25 protein-coding genes, 4 tRNA genes and 1 riboswitch are annotated in these 22,540 nt (G+C 39.1%); of the genes, 19 read left to right on the top strand and 10 right to left on the bottom strand.

Going from position 1 to position 22,540, the window contains the following annotated elements:
- The first annotated feature begins 55 nt into the window (after positions 1 to 55).
- Both AWW73_RS03525 and AWW73_RS03520 read left to right on the top strand, forming a co-directional pair.
- On the top strand, positions 56 to 1,219 hold the full coding sequence (locus AWW73_RS03525; RefSeq protein WP_061875325.1) for an outer membrane protein assembly factor BamD: 1,164 nt from the start codon (positions 56 to 58) through the stop codon (positions 1,217 to 1,219).
- Positions 1,220 to 1,377: 158 nt separating this feature from the next.
- Complete coding sequence (locus tag AWW73_RS03520) at positions 1,378 to 3,246, top strand: DNA primase (RefSeq protein WP_062848746.1); 1,869 nt, start codon at positions 1,378 to 1,380, stop codon at positions 3,244 to 3,246.
- On the opposite strand, the gene hemA is transcribed toward AWW73_RS03520, so the two are convergent.
- On the bottom strand, positions 3,243 to 4,526 hold the full coding sequence (gene hemA / locus AWW73_RS03515; protein ID WP_062848745.1) for a glutamyl-tRNA reductase: 1,284 nt from the start codon (positions 4,524 to 4,526) through the stop codon (positions 3,243 to 3,245). The two genes, AWW73_RS03520 and hemA, sit on opposite strands and share 4 nt — an antisense overlap.
- A gap of 88 nt (positions 4,527 to 4,614) precedes the next feature.
- Here hemA and AWW73_RS03510 point away from each other — a divergent pair, with 88 nt between their 5' ends.
- The 11 genes from AWW73_RS03510 to panD all read left to right on the top strand — a co-directional run bounded on the left by AWW73_RS03510 (position 4,615) and on the right by panD (position 10,689).
- Positions 4,615 to 6,324 (top strand): tetratricopeptide repeat protein, encoded by a 1,710-nt coding sequence (locus AWW73_RS03510; protein WP_171430642.1) that lies wholly within the window; start codon positions 4,615 to 4,617, stop codon positions 6,322 to 6,324.
- Positions 6,325 to 6,328: 4 nt separating this feature from the next.
- Complete coding sequence (gene lolB, locus AWW73_RS03505; protein ID WP_032054229.1) at positions 6,329 to 6,907, top strand: lipoprotein insertase outer membrane protein LolB; 579 nt, start codon at positions 6,329 to 6,331, stop codon at positions 6,905 to 6,907.
- An 18-nt stretch (positions 6,908 to 6,925) separates the two neighbouring features.
- Entirely contained in the window at positions 6,926 to 7,759 is an 834-nt protein-coding gene (gene ispE / locus AWW73_RS03500; RefSeq protein WP_062848744.1) for a 4-(cytidine 5'-diphospho)-2-C-methyl-D-erythritol kinase, read from the top strand.
- A tRNA-Gln gene (locus tag AWW73_RS03495) sits at positions 7,758 to 7,832 on the top strand. Before ispE ends, AWW73_RS03495 begins: the two co-directional genes overlap by 2 nt.
- A 26-nt stretch (positions 7,833 to 7,858) precedes the next feature.
- Positions 7,859 to 7,933, top strand: a tRNA-Gln gene (locus AWW73_RS03490).
- A gap of 20 nt (positions 7,934 to 7,953) precedes the next feature.
- Positions 7,954 to 8,028 (top strand) — tRNA-Gln (locus AWW73_RS03485).
- Positions 8,029 to 8,119: 91 nt separating this feature from the next.
- A tRNA-Gln gene (locus AWW73_RS03480) sits at positions 8,120 to 8,194 on the top strand.
- Between the two features lie 36 nt (positions 8,195 to 8,230).
- Positions 8,231 to 9,181 (top strand): ribose-phosphate pyrophosphokinase, encoded by a 951-nt coding sequence (locus AWW73_RS03475; protein ID WP_002120445.1) that lies wholly within the window; start codon positions 8,231 to 8,233, stop codon positions 9,179 to 9,181.
- Positions 9,182 to 9,278: 97 nt separating this feature from the next.
- Complete coding sequence (rplY, locus tag AWW73_RS03470; protein ID WP_002120443.1) at positions 9,279 to 9,575, top strand: 50S ribosomal protein L25; 297 nt, start codon at positions 9,279 to 9,281, stop codon at positions 9,573 to 9,575.
- A gap of 20 nt (positions 9,576 to 9,595) precedes the next feature.
- A complete protein-coding gene (pth, locus tag AWW73_RS03465) occupies positions 9,596 to 10,177 on the top strand; it encodes an aminoacyl-tRNA hydrolase (RefSeq protein ID WP_016142034.1) in 582 nt (193 codons plus the stop codon).
- A 131-nt stretch (positions 10,178 to 10,308) separates the two neighbouring features.
- Complete coding sequence (gene panD, locus AWW73_RS03460; RefSeq protein ID WP_062848743.1) at positions 10,309 to 10,689, top strand: aspartate 1-decarboxylase; 381 nt, start codon at positions 10,309 to 10,311, stop codon at positions 10,687 to 10,689.
- Positions 10,690 to 10,743: 54 nt separating this feature from the next.
- On the opposite strand, the gene AWW73_RS03455 is transcribed toward panD, so the two are convergent.
- Complete coding sequence (locus tag AWW73_RS03455; protein WP_031947529.1) at positions 10,744 to 11,295, bottom strand: GDYXXLXY domain-containing protein; 552 nt, start codon at positions 11,293 to 11,295, stop codon at positions 10,744 to 10,746.
- A complete protein-coding gene (locus AWW73_RS03450; protein WP_062848742.1) occupies positions 11,292 to 13,076 on the bottom strand; it encodes a DUF2157 domain-containing protein in 1,785 nt (594 codons plus the stop codon). The genes AWW73_RS03455 and AWW73_RS03450 overlap by 4 nt, the downstream gene beginning before the upstream one ends.
- Before the next feature lie 176 nt (positions 13,077 to 13,252).
- A riboswitch (FMN riboswitch) is annotated at positions 13,253 to 13,403 on the top strand.
- Between the two features lie 90 nt (positions 13,404 to 13,493).
- Between AWW73_RS03450 and ribB the strand changes: the two genes are divergently transcribed.
- Positions 13,494 to 14,153, top strand: coding sequence for a 3,4-dihydroxy-2-butanone-4-phosphate synthase (ribB, locus tag AWW73_RS03445; protein WP_062848741.1), 660 nt, complete (start codon positions 13,494 to 13,496; stop codon positions 14,151 to 14,153).
- A gap of 58 nt (positions 14,154 to 14,211) precedes the next feature.
- On the opposite strand, the gene AWW73_RS03440 is transcribed toward ribB, so the two are convergent.
- On the bottom strand, positions 14,212 to 14,886 hold the full coding sequence (locus AWW73_RS03440; protein ID WP_062848740.1) for an HAD-IA family hydrolase: 675 nt from the start codon (positions 14,884 to 14,886) through the stop codon (positions 14,212 to 14,214).
- A 97-nt stretch (positions 14,887 to 14,983) separates the two neighbouring features.
- Between AWW73_RS03440 and AWW73_RS03435 the strand changes: the two genes are divergently transcribed.
- Positions 14,984 to 15,751, top strand: a complete 768-nt coding sequence (locus AWW73_RS03435) for a hydroxymethylpyrimidine/phosphomethylpyrimidine kinase (RefSeq protein WP_062848739.1) — start codon at positions 14,984 to 14,986, stop codon at positions 15,749 to 15,751.
- A 44-nt stretch (positions 15,752 to 15,795) separates the two neighbouring features.
- Here AWW73_RS03435 and lysM read toward each other — a convergent pair whose 3' ends face one another.
- The 6 genes from lysM to AWW73_RS03405 all read right to left on the bottom strand — a co-directional run bounded on the left by lysM (position 15,796) and on the right by AWW73_RS03405 (position 19,464).
- Positions 15,796 to 16,269: a peptidoglycan-binding protein LysM gene (lysM, locus tag AWW73_RS03430; RefSeq protein WP_062848738.1), complete on the bottom strand. Its 474-nt coding sequence runs from the start codon at positions 16,267 to 16,269 to the stop codon at positions 15,796 to 15,798.
- 184 nt (positions 16,270 to 16,453) lie between these two features.
- Entirely contained in the window at positions 16,454 to 16,690 is a 237-nt protein-coding gene (acpP, locus tag AWW73_RS03425; RefSeq protein ID WP_001279871.1) for an acyl carrier protein, read from the bottom strand.
- 84 nt (positions 16,691 to 16,774) lie between these two features.
- Positions 16,775 to 17,509 carry a 3-oxoacyl-ACP reductase FabG gene (gene fabG / locus AWW73_RS03420; RefSeq protein WP_002120395.1) on the bottom strand — a complete coding sequence of 245 codons (735 nt, stop codon included), beginning with the start codon at positions 17,507 to 17,509 and terminating at the stop codon, positions 16,775 to 16,777.
- Positions 17,506 to 18,492, bottom strand: a complete 987-nt coding sequence (gene fabD / locus AWW73_RS03415) for an ACP S-malonyltransferase (RefSeq protein WP_016142042.1) — start codon at positions 18,490 to 18,492, stop codon at positions 17,506 to 17,508. Before fabD ends, fabG begins: the two co-directional genes overlap by 4 nt.
- Before the next feature lie 151 nt (positions 18,493 to 18,643).
- Positions 18,644 to 18,829: a 50S ribosomal protein L32 gene (gene rpmF / locus AWW73_RS03410; protein ID WP_000290730.1), complete on the bottom strand. Its 186-nt coding sequence runs from the start codon at positions 18,827 to 18,829 to the stop codon at positions 18,644 to 18,646.
- 74 nt (positions 18,830 to 18,903) lie between these two features.
- Positions 18,904 to 19,464, bottom strand: a complete 561-nt coding sequence (locus tag AWW73_RS03405) for a YceD family protein (protein WP_060466120.1) — start codon at positions 19,462 to 19,464, stop codon at positions 18,904 to 18,906.
- A 96-nt stretch (positions 19,465 to 19,560) separates the two neighbouring features.
- On the opposite strand from AWW73_RS03405, the gene AWW73_RS03400 reads away from it, so the two are divergent.
- The 4 genes from AWW73_RS03400 to scpB all read left to right on the top strand — a co-directional run bounded on the left by AWW73_RS03400 (position 19,561) and on the right by scpB (position 22,540).
- A complete protein-coding gene (locus tag AWW73_RS03400; RefSeq protein WP_062848737.1) occupies positions 19,561 to 20,223 on the top strand; it encodes an elongation factor P hydroxylase in 663 nt (220 codons plus the stop codon).
- Positions 20,224 to 20,313: 90 nt separating this feature from the next.
- A complete protein-coding gene (locus AWW73_RS03395) occupies positions 20,314 to 20,931 on the top strand; it encodes an L-threonylcarbamoyladenylate synthase (protein ID WP_057105421.1) in 618 nt (205 codons plus the stop codon).
- A gap of 224 nt (positions 20,932 to 21,155) precedes the next feature.
- A complete protein-coding gene (locus tag AWW73_RS03390; RefSeq protein WP_062848736.1) occupies positions 21,156 to 21,947 on the top strand; it encodes a segregation and condensation protein A in 792 nt (263 codons plus the stop codon).
- A complete protein-coding gene (gene scpB, locus AWW73_RS03385; protein WP_002120355.1) occupies positions 21,944 to 22,540 on the top strand; it encodes an SMC-Scp complex subunit ScpB in 597 nt (198 codons plus the stop codon). The genes AWW73_RS03390 and scpB overlap by 4 nt, the downstream gene beginning before the upstream one ends.

Genomic DNA, 22,540 nt, shown 5'->3' with positions numbered 1-22,540 from the left:
AAGTGGTTTAATAGCGCAATTGTAGCTCATTGCCCAACATAACAGAGGAGTTTTTATGTCGCTACCACGTTATAAAATTACGATGCTTGCCTTATCTTTAGGCGTAGCGTCTGCATTTGTGGGCTGTAGCAGCAATCCAAGTAAAAAAGAAGTGGTCGATACTGGCCCTCAATCTAGTGAACAAGCTTACTTCGAAAAGGCCCAAAAGTCGCTTGACCGTGGTCAATATCTTGATGCGACCAAGTCTTTAGAGGCAATCGATACTTATTATCCGACTGGACAATACGCACAACAAGCACAACTTGAACTTCTATATTCGAAATTTAAACAAAAAGATTATGAAGGCGCGATTGCCTTAGCAGAACGTTTTATTCGTTTAAATCCTCAACATCCAAATGTGGATTATGCTTATTATGTTCGTGCTGTTGCCAATATGGAGCAAAACTACGACAGTTTGTTGCGCTATACCTCTTTACAGCAATCTCATCGTGATGTGAGTTATTTAAAAGTTGCGTATCAAAACTTTGTTGATTTAATTCGCCGTTTCCCAAGTAGTCAATATTCTGTTGATGCTGCTCAACGTATGAAATTCATTGGGCAAGAACTTGCTGAAAATGAAATGACTGCTGCTCGCTTCAACGTTAAACGTAAAGCTTGGATCGCAGCTGCTGAACGTTCGCAATGGGTGATTGAACACTACCCACAAACGCCACAAGTTCCAGAAGCGTTAGCGACTTTGGCATATAGCTATGACAAATTAGGTGATAAAGCCACTTCACAACAATATATTGAAGTTTTAAAGCTTAATTACCCAAACCTTGTGAAAAAAGACGGCACAGTTAACATGCGTGCTGCTCGTAAAGAAGGTAACTGGATTAACCGTGCAACTTTAGGTATTTTCGGTCGTGAATCGACAGCTGCAACGCCAGAAAGCACAACTGAAGCAGAAGCTCCAAAACGTGGTTTCCTCAATCGTGTGAGCTTTGGTTTAATTGGCAATTCAGATAAAGAAGAAACTGAAGCACCAGAACAAACACCTGTTGAAGCGCCTAAGTCTGAACGTAGCTGGACAAACCGTTTAAGCTTCGGGTTATTAGACAAACCTGAACCACAAGCAGCAGAAAATACAACTGTTGCTCCAGCTGTTACCTCTACTGAAGCTTCAACTGATGTTCAATCAGATGAGGCAACACAAGGCGCGGATAACGCTGCTCAATAAGTTTAAGCTTTAAAAAAACATCAATAAACAGGCAAGTGATATCACTTGCCTGTTTGTTTTCATAAAATATTAAAATATTTATTGGGCATATCTCGTTTCATCATGTCAGAATATTCTGACTTACTGTCTCATCAAGTTTTAATACGGTTATTTGAATTATGGCAATTCCACAACATACGATTGATCAAATTCTAGATCGCACAGATATTGTCGATCTGATTGGTCAACGTGTGAAACTGAAAAAAACCGGACGTACATATTCCGGCTGTTGCCCTTTTCATCAAGAAAAAACACCATCGTTCCATGTCTACCGTGACAAACAGTATTATCACTGCTTTGGTTGTCAGGCTAACGGAAATGCAATCCGTTTTCTCATGGATATCGATAACCGAAACTTTATAGAGGTAATGAAAGAATTATCCAGTAGTACTGGAATTGAATTACCCAAAGATAATACTGAAAATAAAAAACTGTCTTATACCCGTCAGGTTACAAAGCCACCTGTTACTAAAACAAATACGGCTGAGCCTGTAACTCCACAGCAGCCATCAGATGAAAGCTACAACACGCTTGAACCAGTATTCTTCGATGACCCTTTTGCTCAGTTCGAACAGCCGTTTAGCTTTGATGAACCAGTTCAAGAAGGTAATTTATATGACTTACTGGAAAATGTTGCTCAGTTCTATGAACAACAATTACCTCATAGCCAAAAGGCAAAAAATTACTTTAAACAGCGTGGATTAACCAATCAGACGATTCAATTTTGGCGCTTAGGCTATGCTCCAGAAGACTGGCAGCACCTAGAGAAAGCCTTTCCCTATGACATTGACGGCTTAAAACAACTTGGGCTTATCCGCTCGAGCGATAATGGTCGTGATTTTGATTTATTACGTGATCGCGTTATTTTCCCAATTCGTGACCCTAAAGGTCGAGTCGTTGGTTTTGGTGGACGTGCCTTAAATGATGAAATCAAGCCCAAATATATTAACTCACCGGACTCCGAAGTCTTCCACAAAAACCAGCTACTTTATGGGCTTTATGAAGGTAGAAAGCTTAAATCTAGCGACTGGTTAATGGTTGAAGGCTATATGGATGTCATTGCACTTCAGCAATATGGCATTACTGGGGCCGTAGCAACGTTAGGGACTGCAAGTAATACAGAACATCTTAATATTTTATTTAAACAAAATAGCCGAATTACCATTGCTTTTGATGGTGATGCGGCAGGTCAAAAAGCAGCACGCAGAACGTTAGAAATTGCTTTACCACTTCTTAATGATGGTCGTGAACTTAAATTTTTTGTTCTACCGAATGATCATGACCCCGACTCTCTGATCCGTCGAGAAGGGCTGGAAAATTTCCAAAAATTATTACAACAGTCCCCTCTTTTGTCCGATTTTGTATTTGCGCACTTAACAGGCCAACACGATATCAGTACACCTGAAGGGAAAAGTTTAGTCATGGGAGAACTCAGAGAACTCACAGAATTATTACCTAAACAAGGTTCTTTCCGTTACTTACTTACTCAATCTTTCCGTGAGAAACTCGGACTTGGTAAACGTTTTACCCCACAAATCAGTCACGATGCTTCGCTGTCATTTAACATCCATACAAAAGATGAAGACTTTGCGATTGCAATTTTGATGCATCATCCTTTTCTTTATATTCATTTTGAAGGATTACGGGCCTATATTCACCAAGATGAATTATTAGCTAAAGTACTGGCTATCTTAAATCGTATTTTTGATGATTTACCAGATGACCAAGAGCTGGCAACTTATTATGTGCTTGGGGCTTGTAGTAGTTACTGTCATGAAATCGCCGATATTATGCAAAGAACAAATATTCAAGCATTAACACAGGCTCCTGAGGTAGCTGACAAGTTAGCCAAAGAATATTCATTAAGTCTGCAAGAAAGATATTTACGTCAAAAACTTAAATCGCCGATTTCTTTAATTGAATCAAGAAATCTAAGACAACAACTTAATGAGTTGACGAAACAAATCAGTTTAAAGCTGTTGTCTTAATGTTTTGGTTTACGCTCATGATCAAACACATCCTGTAAATGCTGCTGTAGCCATTCAAAATAATCAGGATTTTCTGCTTTAGCAGCTTCACGTAGTAATATCGATGTAGGATGCATAAGTTTTTGCGTCAAACGGTGGGCAAATTGCTGTAATACTTGTTCGGCATTATCACCATGATGTAAAGCTTCTAATGCATGCGTAAGCTCTTGTTGACTAATCTCTTCACTGTGCTGGCGGTACGCATGAATTGTGCTACCAGCTTCTTTAACCTTTTGATGAGTAATAAGCTGAGTCGCTAATTGATTCACCATCACTTCCGCTTCAACTGCCGCCTGACGACGCTGAGCGAGGTTCTCATCAATCACACTTTGTAAATCATCGACACCATATAAATAGACCCCATCAAGTGCTTCAACTTTAGGATCTATATCACGTGGCACTGCTAAATCAACCATCAACATTTGTTGGTAGCGGCGTTTCTTCAGTGCGGCCTTAACATCAGAATAAGCAATAACTTGATATAAACTACCAGTACAGCTCGACACGACATCAACACGATATAAATTTTCTGCTAATGTTGAAAACTCAATAATTTCAACTTCCACCTGATGTGCAATTTCCTGAGCCAACTGGTCAGCACGCTCACGGCTACGATTACAAATAATAATCTTCGCAACACCCATTTCAGCCAAATGTTTAGCCACCAAGCTATTCATTTCACCCGCAGCAACCACCATTACGGTAAGTTTTTCAGGCTTACTAAAAACCTGTAAGGCCAGTTGTGCAACCGCATAACCCATTGAAACAGCATGACTACCTACCGCGGTTTCGGAACGTACCCGTTTAGCAGCATAAAAAGCATACTCAAAAACACTGTTCAATTCAGGAGAGACCGTTTGGGCTTCTTTAGACAATGCTAAAGCACTTTTAACCTGCCCTAAAATTTGTGGTTCACCTAGCATAAGAGAGTCTAAACCACTCGCTACTCGCATTAAATGTGTAATTGCCTGCGTGTTCTCGTAACGATAAACATGATGAATTAACTGCTTTACATCAATATTATTGGCATCGGCTAACCATTTTAGAAGGCTTTCGGCATTGTCTGCCATGGCATAAACTTCTGTACGGTTACAAGTCGAGACGACCACCAAATCCTTTAGGTTTTGGTGATGGCGTTGTTCGGCAAGCAAACGACTTAATCGCTCTGCATTGAAAGCAATTTGTTCGCGGAGTTCTACAGAAGCTGTTTGATGGTTGACACCCAATGCAAAGAAAGACATATCAGATCATCATTTCGCTAAATTTATGCTATTGTGCAACATCGGTGTCATAAAAAGCATTACTTTGGATCAATAAAAATTGCGTCAAATGAATAGCCGTATTAATTTTAACGGTGCTTCGATAAGACAGTATTCTACCACATTCTTATTGTTAGGTAGCATGTCCTCATATGTCTATGCACGTCCTGTGCAAGAGACCTATGCCGTGCATTCATTTGATCAGGCATTAGAGCAATCCATGGTCGCTGAATTTGCGCTCGCTTATGACGATATTCCAAACGCTTTGCACAATTACACAGTACTTGCAATTAAAAGCAACTCTACCTCAATCAAGCAACGGGCTTTAGATGTTGCACTTGAATATAATGATTTACAAGCTGCGTTAAACATTGCTACACATTGGGTCGCTCAAGAACCTAAAGATGTACCTGCTTTATTCTATTTGTCACATATTGCTTTAAAAACACACGAATATCAGCTTGCTGCTGAGACATTAGATAAAATTTTAAAGATAGATCCCACTGCTGATCTAGAACAGATTTTAGCCAGCATTGCCCCAGAAAATGCACAAGATCGAGAGGTCTTATTAACAGCTTTACGCTCGAGCGCAGAAAAAGCCAATCCTTCTATCTTAGCGCTCATCGCCAATTTAGAAGCGCAAAATGGTCAATTACAAACTGCGCTAACCAACATTAACAAAGCCTTACGCAGACGTCCTAAAGTGACGAGCTTTATTTTAATGAAAGCAAACTTACTTATCGCTCTCAGTGATCAAGAAGGTGCACTTAAATGGTATGCAAAGTCGAGTCGTAAAAATAAGAAAAATTTAGATATTCGTTTAGCTGAAATCCGCTATCTCATACAAATTAACCAACCTCAGCTTGCGTTAGAAAAACTTGAAAAAATTATAGAAGCGAACCCTCAAGCTGAAGAAGCTTTATTTATTGCAGGCTTAACAAGCATTGATTTAAAACAGTATGACAAAGCAGAACAATATCTTGTTGATCTACGAAACTCTGCAAAATATCAAAATGAAGCCTATTATTACTTAGCAATTAATGCAGAGCGTAAACAACATTATGAAACCGCAAAAGCTTACTATCGTTTAGTCGATGGCAGCTTATACGTCGTTTCCAGACGAAACTTGATTGCAATATATGATAAACAAGAAAATTTACATGATGCTTTACGGTTCCTCACTCAAGAACGCGTAAATTATCCCCAACATGCAAGTTTCTTATATCAAGCTCAAGCTGAAATCTTAAAGAAAATGGGCAATAAAAAAGCTGCATTAAACTTATTAGATGAAGCGATAAAGAATTTACCCGACGATCCAGAACTGATTTATGCGGAAGTTTTATTACTTGATCCCTATACAGACCGTGACAAACTCGACAAAACATTAAAACAATTATTACAGCTTGAGCCCAACAGCCCAACATATCTAAATGCCTATGCTTATACGCTAGCCCTGCAAAATCGTAGGTTAAAAGAAGCACGTCAGTATGCTGAACAAGCTCTAGAATATGCCCCTGAACAAGCCTCAATCCTTGATACGCTAGGCTATATTGCATTTTTACAGAATGATTATGAAGCCGCGGCAGAGGCTTTAGGCAAAGCTTATGAACTTAGTCACAATATAAATATTGGCATTCGTTATGCTAAAGCATTGTATATGCAAGGATCATTAACTCAATTTAGCGCTGTGTTACAACAACTGAAACAAAAACATGCCAATGATCCACAATTACAACAGCTTGATGCGTTAATTTTACCTACATCTGCAAAAAAGAGTTAAATATATGAGCAAATTTGCCCAACTGTGCACAGCGATCTGTGGATCAAGTGTATTATTTCTAACCGGTTGTCAGCATTTTACTCAACCTAAACCTGCGGTTACCCAACAAGTCCAAGACGAAAAACATTTTAATTTACAAGGTAAAATTGGAGTTCGTACACCACAGCAAACTGGTAGTGCTTTTTTTACTTGGCTTCAACAGCAAGATAATTTTGATATCGAGTTAAGCGGTATTTTAGGCGTTGGAAAAACTCAAATTCAGGGTAAACCAGGCGAAGTCACTTTAAATAGTTCTAAAACAGGATTGATTACCGCTGCCTCTCCAGAAGAGCTTTTAGAGCGTGCAACTGGTTGGCAAGCACCTATTACTCATTTAACGAGTTGGATTTTAGCAAAACCCGCAACATTAAATGCGCAAGTTACCAAAGATGCTGCAAATCGAGTGAGCCAACTCATTGAAGATGGCTGGACCGTGAATTTCAGTTACGATGGTGAACAAACTTTGCCAAACAAACTGGTTTTAAAGCAAGCTCTTGCTGAAGATAAAGAAAACCGTATTACAATGGTCATCCAAAACCGTTAAGTCTAATTATATAAATCTATGATTCGAGTTCCTTCTCCAGCTAAACTCAACCTGTTTTTGCATATTACAGGCCGACGCGAAAATGGTTATCATGAGTTACAAACCATTTTCCAACTTATTGATTTATATGACTGGATGATATTTACGCCCACTTTGGATCAACAAATCGAAATTGATGGATTGAGTGAAGTCAGACCTGAAGAAAATTTGATTTATCGAGCTGCTCAAATACTAAGACCGCATGCGAAAAAACTTTGTGGCTTGCACATCAAAATTGAAAAAAATATTCCAATGGGTGCGGGTCTAGGCGGCGGTTCATCTAATGCTGCCACAACGCTTATTGTGTTAAATCAATTATGGGAATGTGGCCTAAAGCAAGAACAACTTGCGGACTACGGTGTAAAGCTCGGTGCTGATGTTCCAATTTTTATTTATGGTAAAAATGCATGGGCTGAAGGCATCGGCGAACATTTATCATTCATAGACTTAGATCAAAAACAGTTCATTATTTTAAAACCTGATTGTTTTATCAGCACTCAATTGCTTTTTTCACAAAAAACATTGACAAGAGACTCTAAGACCACTAAATTTTGCGCCTATCAGTTAGAGCCTTCTAATTTTGGAAATAACTTTGAGCCACTGGCTCGACAGTTATACCCTGAAGTAGAAGAAGCAATGCAATATTTAGATCAGTTTGGTCAAGCAAAGCTTACAGGTACAGGTGCTTGTGTTTTTACTGAAGTAACGAATGAAATGAATATTGATGAAATTCTTAAGCATTCGCCATGTAAATCTTACTTGGTAAATAGTTTAAAAGAATCTCCTCTTAATCATTTTAAGGTTACACGTTAGGGGCGTCGCCAAGTGGTAAGGCACCGGGTTTTGATCTCGGCATCCGTTGGTTCGAATCCAGCCGCCCCTGCCAACCTCACCTGTAATGATGATTATATTAGGGGCGTCGCCAAGTGGTAAGGCACCGGGTTTTGATCTCGGCATCCGTTGGTTCGAATCCAGCCGCCCCTGCCATCATATATATCATCGAATTTAGGGGCGTCGCCAAGTGGTAAGGCACCGGGTTTTGATCTCGGCATCCGTTGGTTCGAATCCAGCCGCCCCTGCCATTCTCTTATTTTAAAGACAGACTTAATTGCTATGCTTTTTGTTGATTAATCTTGACATTGCATTGCAAAAATATTAAAGTTCTGCCGCATTAGGGGCGTCGCCAAGTGGTAAGGCACCGGGTTTTGATCTCGGCATCCGTTGGTTCGAATCCAGCCGCCCCTGCCATCTATTTCATTACATACCAACCGCCAAGGGTGCTTCATGCCCAATCTTGTCGTTTTTAGTGGAAATGCTCATCCACAGTTCGCTCAAAAAGTCGTAAGTCACTTACATATCCCTCTAGGTGCTGCATCAGTCGGTCACTTTTCTGATGGAGAAATTTCAGTAGAAATTACTGAAAATGTTCGTGGTAAAGACGTATTTATCGTTCAGCCTACTTGCGCCCCTACCAATGATAACCTTATGGAAATCTTGGTTATGGCAGATGCTTTGCGTCGTGCAAGTGCTGGTCGTATTACCGCTGTTATCCCTTATTTTGGTTATGCTCGCCAAGACCGTCGTCCACGTTCTGCACGTGTGCCGATTACAGCTAAAGTTGTCGCAGACATGCTTACCACTGTTGGTATTGACCGTGTCGTGATGATCGACTTACATGCTGACCAAATTCAAGGTTTCTTCGATATTCCAGTCGACAACATCTACGGTACTCCTGCTTTGCTTGCTGACTTACGTCAACAACAACATGACAACCTTATGGTGGTTTCTCCTGACGTTGGTGGTGTAGTACGTGCTCGTGCTGTTGCCAAACAGATGGGTGACATCGATTTAGCAATTATTGATAAACGTCGTCAAAAAGCCAACGAGTCGCAAGTTATGCACTTAATTGGTGACGTAAAAGATCGTGATTGCGTTATCGTAGACGATATGGTTGATACTGCGGGTACATTGTGTAAAGCAGCTGATGCGCTTAAGCAATTTGGTGCACGTCGTGTAGTTGCATACGCAACTCACCCTGTACTATCAGGTAAGGCTATTGAAAACTTACGTAATTCAGTTATTGATGAACTGGTTGTGACTGATACCATTCCTCTTTCTGAAGAAGCATTGACCTTAGGCAAGATCCGTCAGGTTTCTGTTGCTAGCATGGTCGCTGAAACGATTCGTCGTATTAATAACGAAGAGTCTATCAGTGCAATGTTCGATAGTTTATAATATTGCAGCTTTTTATAAACCCTAGCCTTGGCTGGGGTTTTCTATCACTAAACTGGTCGCAAGTTTAGTCTATTTAAACTTTAATGAGGATTTACTCATGGCAAACTTCGTATTAAACGCTCAAGCGCGTGCTGAAGACAAACAAGGGAAAGGTGCGAGCCGCCGCCTTCGTCGCGAAGCTTTAATTCCAGCTATCATTTATGGTGGCAACGCTGAGCCTGTAACTGTTACTTTAGAACTTCGTGAGCTTGTAAAAGCTTTAGAAAGCAATGCTTTCTTTGAAGAAGTTGTAGAAATCAAAGTGGGCGACAAAGTTGAAAACGTTAAAATCCAAGCGTTACAACGTCACCCATCTAAAAACACTCCTATGCACGCTGACTTCAAACGCGCATAAGTGTTTAAAGGCGTAGATTAGTGTCAAATATTTCGCTAATTGTTGGTTTGGGCAATCCTGGTTCAGAATATGCCCAGACCCGCCATAATGCAGGTTTTTGGTTCATAGAACAGCTTGCTGATAAATATGGCATTACATTAAAAAATGATCCGAAATTTCACGGAATCAGTGGACGTGGTAACATAGAAGGACACGATGTCCGTCTACTTCTACCCACTACATTTATGAACCGTTCTGGACAAAGTGTAGTTCCATTTGCAAAATTTTATCAAATTGCTCCCGAAGCAATTTTGATTGCTCATGATGAACTTGATATGAACCCTGGAGTTATTCGCCTTAAAACAGGCGGTGGTCACGGTGGGCATAACGGTTTACGTGACATTGTTCCTCATATTGGTCCAAATTTTCACCGTTTACGTATTGGGATCGGACATCCTGGCTCGAAAGAGAGAGTTTCAGGTCACGTACTTGGAAAAGCACCAAGTAGTGAACAAAGTCTGATGGATGCAGCAATTGATCATGCTCTTTCTAAAGTGAAGCTACTTGTTCAAGGACAAGTTCCTCAGGCCATGAATCAAATTAATGCATATAAACCCACTTAAATTGTTGAACAATCATGCTTGCTATCTTGCTTTTTTAGGAGCAAAATGCGCATCAGCCACTTTGCCAACCGCAAAAGCTAAAGATTTCACCATAAGATCTACATCTTAGGTCTACTCAGGAGACGCTAGCCATGCTATCTCGTTTATTAAAATGCAAAATTCACCGTGCAGTTGTAACCCATGCTGAGCTTCACTATGAAGGTTCTTGTGCAATTGATGGCATATTGATGGATTTAGCTGGTATTCGTGAATATGAAGAAATTCATGTTTGGAATGTAACCAATGGCAAACGCTTCACGACTTATGCGATTCGTGGTGAAGATAACTCTGGCATTATTTCAGTAAACGGCGGTGCTGCACATCAAGCAGATGTTGGCGATTTAGTGATTATTGCTACGTTTGGTGATTTCACCGAAGTTGAAGCAAATGCTCACAAACCACGTTTGGTATATGCAAACCCAGATAATACAGTCAACCACACAGCGAATTGCATTCCTGTACAAGTTGCTTAATAAAGATTAAAAAAGAAAAGCCCGTATTAACGGGCTTTTTTATTTTTATAAATCCTAAATAGTTCTTTTCCACCAGTTCTTTTGCTTTTCACAATTTAAAGGTTGAAGCCCCTCTCCTCGCAAATCAAACAGAATCGCCTCACCTTTAGGGTTTACCTTAAATTCAGCGTATTTGGCTTTTTCATAACATTGAGCCAAGCCTTCTGCAAACAAAAAACTACGAGAAGCAGGATATAAAGCCTGCAAACGATTTTCAGGATTTTTTAAAATTAACCTCTGCCCAGCAAATGAATTATTGATATCTAAAATGGTACGAACTACGCGATTTTGTGAATCCAAAATAATTTTTGCGGGAACAGAAGAGCGATTAAAAACCACCTGTTCTAGTGCTTCACTTTCACTTCCAGCAAGAGCTTTAAGAGATTGTAAATGTAACTCATAAGCCAATGCCATATAGTCACCTTGTAAAATTGAACGAGGATCAACTGGTTTAAGCTCAATGAAAATACTTTTACTATGGTGCAGATGCCATTCGTTTTTGACTACTAACGCTGCAAAAAATAACATCGTGGCTAATGCAAGAATAAGAGAAAAATACTTTTTCATTGTTTCTCTCCTTCAATAAGACCATTTTTATTTTCACGGTCAAGCAACCCAGACAGAGCCAATAGAAAAACACCAGAAATAAAAATAGATAAACTCTTAGCAAGAAAAGTTATTTGTAGGTTGTAATAGAGCTGCCAGAACACTAAAACGAATACAGCTAAGCTAACTCCATAAACAATCCGATCTTTACTTTTTAATGCCCACGTTAAAATAGTAAACAATATGAAAATTTCGAAATATCCCAATGCAATAAGTAACACACCAAAAATTAAAAAAGCGAAAAATGTGATTCCCTGAAGTTGTCTATATAAATGAAAAACACTAAAGTAAAGTAACCAAACACTAGGCAGAAAATATAGAACCCACCTATATTGATCTATCGAATTTTCTGGAACGAGTCCCATAAAAGTATCAAAAAAAGAAGCTACCAGAATGACGACCAGCACACATAAAAAAATACTACGCTCATATAGAACTAGTGATTCTCTCTTAGGTAAGAGCACCAAACTAAAAACAAAATAATTGAGCAAAGTTAAATTTAAATAGGTTTGACTAGAATGTATTGACCATAATGAATGGTCCAGTTGTAGCAAATAGATAAAAGCTATGCCATACGTAGCAAGCATTTGAATTAAAATGAAGAACCAATGTGGTTTAAGGAAATAACTAATACATAGAATAAAAATCTGTGCAATTAAAACCCATAGCATCTGATCTGTTTCTGAACCAAGGTGAAATAAGAAAGCAGTCTGTCCACTGATAAATAAACAATAAGCAAATTGTCGAAAGAAATAGCGTTGGGATTTTTTTAAAAGCACAATAGCGAATGCTACAAAAATAATTCCAATGACTAAAGAAACGGCTTCCCAAAATACGAGCGTAAAAGCTGCAAGCGCTAAACCCGCAAGCCAAGCACCAATTGCCATTGGAATGATATAAAAGCGGCTTTGACGAAAAATTTTTATTAAAAGATAGCTAATCAGCGCAAACCAAATAAAAATAATGCCCGCAATCAATAAAAAGATGAACTCATTAGAATCTTTAAATAGATGATTAATCTCATCTACAAGCCATATGGTAGCCGTTACACCAAGAACAGCAGCCATTAAACTGGCACATAATTGATCATCTTTTTTGAAGAAATAATAAAAAGCGATTATTCCTGAAAAGAAAGCAGAGATCAGATAAGGAGTATTCTCATTCGATAAATATTGAATCATTCCAATGATTGAAATAACTGCAAACCAAGCAATAAAGACAAATCGTAAAGCACGATATTTCTTTATACATATCCAAAACTCAATAAGGCTTAATAAATTTAGAGCAAATAGATATAAATAGGGAAATTTTTCTAGCCAAAAAGTCTGCTTAAAAAATAAAAAAAGTGTAAGTTGGCTAGTAATACAAATTAAAGCAAAGATTCCAATATTGGGTCGATATAGCCAAGGTAATAACAGCAATGTCCAAATTAAAAAAAGCAAATAGCTGTCTGCACCAGTTTGATAAATCTGCCCAATTACAGCCAGACTTAAGCCTATCATCAAACCACAAAGGCTATGTAAGGTCTGCCTAACCCCATCGCTTAAAGTACCTTTTATGCTGAACCAAGCTGTGACAACTAATATAGCGGGCGGGATAGCGAGCTGAATACTGTCTGGAAGCATTAACCAATTAGCAGCAATTAAATACAGAATGCTTACCGCCATAAATACATAACTGAAAATATGGAGATGCTGAATAAATGAGCTATTGGTCAGAGGATAATAGTCTCTACTCTGCATGAAACACCTATTTTATTTATAATTTTCTATAAAAAACATAGCATTCCATTTTCATATCAACAAGTAAGCTCTTGTTAAAAAGCCTAATTCTATTTATGAAAATACTTATTCGTAAAGAAACTTAGCATTCTATAAAAGCATCTAGCCAATTTTATCAAGCGCGCTATAATAAAACCCATCGCTTCAGGGCGGGGTGTAATTCCCCACCGGTGGTAAAGTTAATTTTTCTAAATAGATTAACAAGCCCACGAGCTTAAATTGTGTAATTTGAGCAGATTTGGTGAAACTCCAAAGCCGACGGTATAGTCCGGATGAAAGAAGACGACGAACTGGGATAAATCCGTTTTATTTCAGTGCCAGCCTGTTTTTACATCAGTCCTGAAATGTTCAACCGTATTTTTACGAGAGCGTTTCATTATGTCTAGCTTAATTCAACCAGAACTTTTTTTCTCAGCCCTCTCTCCTGCTGAACAACGCATTCAACAAGCATTAGAAGATATCCGTCAAGGCAAACCTGTCTTGGTAATGGATGACTTCGACCGTGAAAATGAAGCAGATTTAATTGTTGCAGCTGAAACACTAACTATTGAAACAATGGCACGTATGATTCGTGATGGCTCAGGTATCGTATGTTTATGCCTAACAGAAGAGCTAGCAGATCATCTAGAACTCCCTCCAATGGTTTCTCAAAACTCAAGTCAGTTTCATACTGCTTTCACAGTAACAATTGAAGCAGCTCAAGGTGTGACTACTGGTGTTTCTGCTAAAGACCGTGTTACTACCATTCAAACTGCAATTAAAGATGGTGCTGTCGCAAGTGACTTAAATCGTCCGGGTCACGTTTTTCCATTACGTGCACGTCATGGTGGCGTACTTACTCGTCGAGGCCATACAGAGGGAACAATTGATCTAGCAAGACTAGCTGGACTTAAACCCGCTGGCGTGTTATGTGAATTAACCAACCCAGATGGCACAATGGCTTCAGGCATTCAAGTTTTAGCATATGCTCAAACTCATCACTTAACTGTGATTACGATTGAAGAACTGGTTCAATACCGCCAACAACATGGTATTTAAATAACAAAGGTTTGGCTTTAGATTAAAGCCAAACCTTTAAATTCAAATTTAACAATATTCAAGATACTTTCTTTTGGGTTGCCTGCCCTTCAACATATTCCAAAAGTTCAGAAAATTGCGTAATCATTGCTTTTGGTTGTGCTTGAGCGAGCTCTTCAGGTGTTCCATAACCATAAGTTACTGCTACCGCCTCAACACCATTATGACGAGCACCCAAAATGTCATATTGGCGATCGCCCACCATTAAACATTCTTCAGGGTTTAGTTGCTCACGCTCAAGAATATAATGGATAAGCTCAGCTTTATTTGTGCGCTCACCCGTTAACTCACTCCCATAAATATGTACAAAGTACTGGCTTAATTCAAAATGATCCAAGATACGTTTTGCATAAATCGTTGGTTTAGCTGTGGCGACAAATAAACAATATCCTTCTTTTTTTAATGCACTAAGCGTTTCTGCAACAGAGGGATATACTTCATTTTCGAATAAACCTGTAACCGAAAAACGCTCGCGATAAGCAAGTAAAGCTTGTTCAGCTAAAGCATCATCTTGTGTGTCTAGAAGTTTCGCTAATGATGCTTTTAACGGGGGACCAATTGTCCAGTCAATATTTAAATCGGCAGCCAAGGGATAACCTAACTTATCCATTGCATAGCGAATTGAAGTATGGATTCCAACTTTTGGGTCTGTTAAGGTTCCATCTAAATCAATCAAAATATGTTTTATAGCCATTCAATCACTAACCCAGTAAAGTATTTAATTCAATTGGTCGAGAGTTTAATCAAACTCTCTTATACTAACGTAAATTTAAATTGAAAAGGAAATAACCGTGCGTCCAACCGTACTTTGTTTCTCGGGTTTAGACCCTTCAGGTGGTGCAGGTTTACAAGCCGATATCGAAGCAATTGGACAAAGTGGTGCCCATGCAGCAATTGCATGTACTGCCCTCACCATTCAAAACTCACAACAAGTATTTGGCTTCGAAGCAACCTCAAAAGAACTTTTATTAGCACAAGCAAATGCAGTGGTAGGTGACTTACCCATCAAATGTGTTAAGTCAGGCATGCTTGGCACTACAGATAATATTGCTGCTCTAGCTGAATTTCTTCGTGCACATCCTGACTACCAATATGTACTTGATCCTGTTTTAGTCGCAAACAGTGGTGGTTCTTTAGGTGATCAGGCAACTCTGGTTAAAGCTTTCGTTGAGCTTATTCCTCTAGCAACTATTATTACTCCAAATACCGTTGAATTACGCGCTTTAACAGGTATTACTGATTTAGATCAAGCCACTCAAAAGTTATTTGAAATGGGTGCTAAAGCTGTTTTAGTCAAAGGTGGACACGAAGATACACCAGATCATATTAAAAATAGTTTATACATTAACGGTGAACTTGCAGCGACTAGTAGCTGTCCTCGCCTTGAAGGTGAATATCACGGATCAGGTTGTTCTTTAGCTAGCTTTATCGCAGGGCGTTTAGCTTTAGGTGATTCTTTAAAAATTGCGGTACAACATGCTGAAACATGGTTATTCGGTGTTTTAAAAAATGCGGATACCCCTGTACAAAACGGACAAAAGATTCCAAAGCGTTTTTAAAAAGCACAAAAAAGGCGCTTAAAGCGCCTTTTTATTAACCTCAATTATTGAGGAATACGTAAAACTTGTCCTGGGAAAATCTCATCAGGATCTTTTAACATTGGTTTATTTGCTTCAAAGATTTTTGGATACTGATTTGCATCACCGTAAACTTCTTTCGCAATTTTTGAAAGGTTGTCACCAGATTTCACTGTATAAAATTTACTTTCTGGTTCAGGCGTTGCAACAGTCATCTGGTCATCTACTTGTGCCACATGATCAATGTTCCCAACAATAAGAATAATTTTTTCTTTATCTGCTTGGCTTTTTACCTGTCCTTTAATAGTCGCGGTATCGGTAGTACCGTTATAGGTTACAGATAAGCCTTCTACCCCTAAACCTAAACTTTTAATTAAACCTAATAATTTATTTGCAACTTCTTGTGCAGAAGGTTCTGCTGGTGTTGCTGGAGCTGGTTGTGGTTCTGTTGGTGCGGTATTTTTTTTGCCAATACCTTTTACAAAATCAAAAAGACCCATCTTTTAGTCCTCATATTATTGTTTATAGTAAAGTCATTAAACTGACCTATATTGTTATACTTCAAAAAAGTTATACCTCTGCTATCAATTGAGGTTGATCTTGTAAAAATATGTATCTCTTAATTTTTTTAAAATAAAAAAAGCCACCTTACGGTGGCCTTCTTTTTATTCAGCAATATGCGAATTAACCAAGTTTTTTAGTTACATAGTCAATTGCAGATTGAACTGTAGTGATTTCGTTAGAATCTTCATCAGGGATAGTGATGTCGAAGTCGTTTTCGAAAGACATAACAAGTTCAACTAAATCTAAAGAGTCAGCACCTAAGTCATCCATAAAAGATGCTTCGTTTTTAATCTCTTCAGCTTTAAGACCAAGTTGTTCTGCAACCGCTTGTTTAACGCGTTGTTCGATATCGCTCACAGGAATTCTCCTCATTGCTTGTGGCGTTTAATTTGCCACTAGTTTAATTGAATATAAAAATTTTTAAAAGTTTATACATCGGCGTTAGGCCATGTATAAACCACCATTTACATGTAATACCGTACCGGTAATGTAACCTGCCTTATCACTTGCAAGGAAACTCACCGCATTTGCGATATCTTGTGGCTCACCTAAGCGATTTAAAGCCACTTGATCACTCATTTTTTTGCGAATGTCTTCACTAAGTGCATCTGTCATTTCTGTTGCAATAAAACCTGGCGCCACACTGTTTACAGTAATTTGGCGGCTACCCATCTCTTTTGCAAGGCTACGGCTGAATGCTTCAATACCTGCTTTAGCAGCAGAATAGTTCGCTTGGCCTGGGTTTGCAAAGTGAGCTACAACAGAACTGATATTAATAATTCGACCAAAACGTGCCTTCGTCATCCCCTTAAGCACACGTTTAGATAAACGATAAACTGCTTTCAGGTGAATGTTGAGAATGTCATCCCAATCATCTTCAGACATACGAAGCAACAAATTGTCTTTCGTAATACCTGCATTGTTAACTAGAACAAGTACAGGACCATAGTTCTGTTCAATATGAGACACGACTGCTTCAATCTCATCAAGATTACGCACGTCGAGCGCCAAACCTGCACCTTGTTCACCAAAGCTATCACTTAACTTTTGTGCACCAGATTCAGAAGTCGCAGTACCTACAACAAAATAACCGTCTTGAATAAGTTGCTGGGCAATGGCAGCGCCAATACCCCGACTCGCGCCCGTTACTAATGCAACTTTGCGTTCTTGTGTCATGCAATTTTTCCTTCTGCCACTAAAACAGCATTTAGGGCATCTTCCATTTTACTCTTACTATCAATAGAAAAAGCTTTTTCAATATTTGGTAAACGCTTTGCGAGATTACTCAATACTGTACCCGGGCCACATTCAACAATGTAATGTATGCCTTGGTTTTGTAAAAACTGCATCGTGTCTGTCCATTGTACTGATTGGTACAATTGTGCAGTTAACGCCTGACGCAATTGAGCAACATCGGTAGCTATTCCCGCGTTGACATTTTGTATTACAGGAATGGTAGGTAGCTCAATGGCAGTTTGTTCCAAAGCTTCTGCAAATTTCTCTGCAGCAGGTTTCATCAATGAACAATGTGAAGGAACCGATACAGGTAAAGCAATTGCTTTAGCAGATTGTTCTTTTGCCAATGCCATAACTTGTTGTACAGATGCAGTACTACCCGCAATTACAACTTGGCCTTGTGAATTATAGTTTGCAGCTTCTACAGAACCCTCACCTGACGCACTCACAGTTTGGCAAAGCTCAACTACCTTTTCATCAGCCAAACCAAGAATTGCAGCCATAGCCCCTTCCCCTTGAGGAACGGCACTTTGCATGAGTTTGCCACGCAAGTTAACTAGTTTAACTGCATCAGCCAAGCTCATAGAGCCTGCAGCTACTAATGCACTGTATTCACCTAGTGAATGTCCTGCAAGGTACTTAGGTGCCAGACCACCTAAATCAAGCCATACACGCCATAAAGCGATACTGGCAGTTAATAACACAGGTTGGGTATTTTCTGTTTGGTCGAGACCTTCGCCACTTTGCGCAATATGCCACAGATCAAATCCAAGAGCATCTGAAGCTTCCGCAAAGGTTTGCCCGACCCCACTAAACTGTTCTGCTAGTTCAGCAAGCATACCGACTTTTTGTGAACCTTGACCAGGAAACACAAATGCAGTTTTTGTGGCTAAAGCTACTTGTTCAAGACGTTTAGCAGACATAAGAAATCCTTTTTTGGGTTTTCACTCATTTCTGGAGCGGAAATTTAACATGTTATTTATATATTTATAATTGCGAAAAACAACAAAAAAAGGGAGCTTTCGCTCCCATTTTTTCTATACTTAAGCATCACGCTTAATGCATATCATGCAATTATTCAGCATCAGCTGCTTTAGCGAATAATTGACGACCACGGTAGAAACCGTCTTTAGTCACGTGGTGACGACGATGAGTTTCACCAGTTGCTTGGTCTACTGTTAATGCATTCTCGGTTAAAGCGTCATGTGAACGGCGCATGTCACGGCGAGAGCGACTTTTACGGTTTTGCTGAACGGCCATGATGGCTCCTTACAAAGATCGAAAAAATGGATCAGAACAAATTCAGTTGTCTTATCTCACAATTATAACACAAATTATGAGTTAAGTTTACCCTTCAAACCTGCCAAAACATCAAACGGATTATCCCGTTTTTCTTCGACAACATTCTGAATGGTAGGTTGATGTTTATGTTCACAAGCATCATGCTTGGGAGATAAAGGCATCAACAATAACAGTTCATCTTCTAGTAATGCGAGTAAGTTAATCGAGGCAGGCGTATCATAATCGCCTTTCGTCGAAGACTCACTTTCACCTAAAACGATGAAATCAGCATCCTCATCCAAGCGCTCTATCAGTGACTCATCATCCACTAATGCAATATGGAAGTCTAAGACAAGAGGCATTTCAACAGGTTCCAAACAACGTTGGCACTCCATTGGAACTTTCGTGTCCATATGACCGTCCATCCACACAATGCGATGATATGCATCCATTGATAGCTTACAGTCTATGTTGATCAATTGATTATCAATTGATCCAACAGCTTCACGAGCGATACGAACAAAGCGAGACAAGGGCAGTTGACCTGACCATGTAAAGCCTTGTTCAGCCCATTTAAACGGCTCAATCTGTGCCGGAAAGGTATTTGCTGACATAATTAAGGCGGCAATTCTACAAATTCATCGGTACTCTGTCAAAGATTAAGATACAATTTTGCACTTCTTTAGACAGAACTCGGGGTAAATTAAGCAATGCACCTGTTGCAGCCGCAACCTGAAGTTAACACTTCATTACTCGTTTGCACCCATTCAACTCATCAGAACACTCTTGTACCTGACCTAGTGCAACTCTCACCATGGTCAAGCTCAAAATCGGAGTCTGAGCAAGTTGATTGGCTTATTTTACACTTTAATCACTGGTTTTCCCACCATAATGTGACATTAGTTCGTGGTGATTTTGAACCTGAATATTTCCCAGCCACAAATAAAGAACCCGCTAAGATCCAATTTGCTCACGGTTTCTTTAATAGCGCTTTGCATGAAATTAGTCACTGGTCTATTGCGGGTGAAAAAAGACGTCTATTACCAGATTTAGGATATTGGTATGCACCTGATGGTCGTACTCAAGAACAGCAAAGTTTATTTGAACAAGTAGAAATTAAGCCTCAAGCGATTGAATGGTTATTTGCACAATCCTTTGGCCGAAAATTTAGAGTATCTCTTGATAACCTGACGGGTGATGGCGGAGATGGCAAACTATTTAAAGATAATGTCTATGCTCAAGTGCAACGTTACTTTTCGGGCGAAGCTAAATTGCCCAGTGATGCAGCAGCATTTATTGGTTTTATTTGCCAATGTATACGTTCGGGTACACCTTTACAATTAAATGAATTTAAACGTGAACTCCTTGATTAATTGACAAAAAAACTACGTTAATTGCTTGCCTAGGTTATTTAAAAAGCCTAATAATTATTTCTAACACTGGCGTGATGGAGTCTCTAAAATATGATGCATTTACATGTACATCCTGAAAATCCACAGCAACGCCTCATTTCCCAAGCTGTTGAACGTATCCGAGCAGGAGATGTTGTGGTCTACCCTACCGATGCTGCCTATGCGATTGGGTGTCAAATCGGTAATAAAAATGCCATGGAGCGTATTGCACAGATTCGTGGTTTAGGGCCTAAGCATCAATATGCCATTATGTGCTGTGACTTATCTGATATTGCGACTTATGCAAAAGTTGATAATGCAACCTATCGTTTATTGAAAGCGAACACACCAGCTATTACTACGTTCATTTTGCCTGCAACAAGTGAAGTTCCTCGTAGATTGATGCATCCTAAAAAGAAAACGATTGGCTTACGTATTCCAAGTAACCCGATTTGTCAGGCTTTATTACAAGAACTGGGCGAACCTCTACTCACCAGTACATTAATTTTACCGGGCCATGAAGATCCTTTAGATGATCCGTATGATATTGAAAATCAGCTCGATAAACGAATTGATGTATTTATTGATGGTGGTTTTGGTACGTTAACAAGTACAAGTATTGTCGATTTATCGGGTGAACATCCTGAGATCATCCGTCGTGGTGTTGGCGATGTAAGTGCTTTTGAATAAGCACTTACATTTTTTACCAATAGTTTAAAAAAAAGTATTATCACTCCAAAAAATACTCTTTATTTATTTTGGATTTTTTTTACACTTTAGTCGTTAAGTAATTTATTAAAAGACACAATTCATTTAGAATGATTTTCACTATCTGCTGTTCTTCTACTTACAGCTGTCTTTGACTTGAATAACAAGTCTCATGCTTTTGAAAATTCGCGTGGCTTATAATCGTAATGAATCAATCACTTCATCAATCCATGGAAGACTCTCCACACATCCGTGTTTTAGATGAGTGGCATGACAAGATTCCTGAAGATCTCTATATACCTCCAGCTGCATTTGAGATTTTGCTCGAGCACTTTGAAGGTCCACTAGATTTTTTAATTTATCTGATTCAGAAAAATGGTTTCGATTTAGTCCAACTCGACATTGCACCTATTGCGACTCAATATTTAGCCTATATGGACAGTATGAAGTCTTTAAATATCGAGTTAACAGCAGATTATATGGTAATGGCTGCTCTATTGGCCGACCTAAAATCTCGCCTACTTTTACCGAAACCTACAATTATAAGCATTGAAAAAGATCCTAAGCAGGAACTTATTGATCGTCTTGAAACTTATCTACGTATTAAGCAAGCAGCTGAGCGTTTAGGTCAAATGCCAATTCTTGAGCGTGATACGTTTAGTGCTAATGTAAGTTTAGGACATATCTCTCCTGTTTATGAAGGTTACGATATCTCAGCGCTACATGATGCTTTATTCTGTGTATTTAACCGTCCAGAACCTGTTACGCACGTTATTGCTCAAGAACCTGTTTTACTTGAAGAACGTATTGCATATATTGAAGAGAAATTAGAGTCTGGTGACGTGTTAAGTTTTAAAGAATTACTCAATCCCCAGCAAGGTCGTATGGGAATGGTTGTTACATTTATGGCGGTATTAGAATTAACCCGCCAACAAAAAATTAAAATTATTGCCACTGGTATCGAAGCCCCGTTAGCTATTCAAGGATCTTCAATATGAGTAGTTTTGAACAAAATAATAGTGATTTGTCATTAGCTGACATACATCATGAAGTCTTATTACAACTTGAAGCAATTATCTTTGCTAGTGAAGCGCCCGTTTCAATTGCCCGCTTAAAAGAAGCATTTAATAATCAGTATAATAAACAACAGCTTCGTCAACTTTTACAACAGCTCGCCTTATTACAGCATGGCCGCTCTATTGAGTTGATTGAAACAGCACAAGGGTTTCGCTTTCAGGTAAGATCTAAATATCGTAGTATTATTGCGCAAATTTGGCCAGAGCGACCAACAAAACTGTCGCCTTCATTACTAGAAACCCTGGCTGTCATTGCTTATCATCAACCGGTTACCCGAGCTGATATTGAACAAATTCGTGGTGTATCTAATAATAGTCAGATTCTCAGAACACTATTTGACTGGAACTGGATTAAAGAAGCCGGTTTTAGAGATTTACCCGGAAGACCTGCGTTGCTAATTACAACGCCTCAGTTTCTGAATGCTTTTGGTCTAGCCTCTCTAGGCCAATTGCCTCCCCTACAGAACGCCAAGGAAGCCTTTATGGCTCTCGATGCAAATGCACCGAAATCATAA

Source organism: Acinetobacter lactucae (genome assembly GCF_001605885.1).
Lineage (GTDB): Bacteria > Pseudomonadota > Gammaproteobacteria > Pseudomonadales > Moraxellaceae > Acinetobacter > Acinetobacter lactucae.
This window is presented reverse-complemented; position numbering and strand designations above follow the sequence as displayed.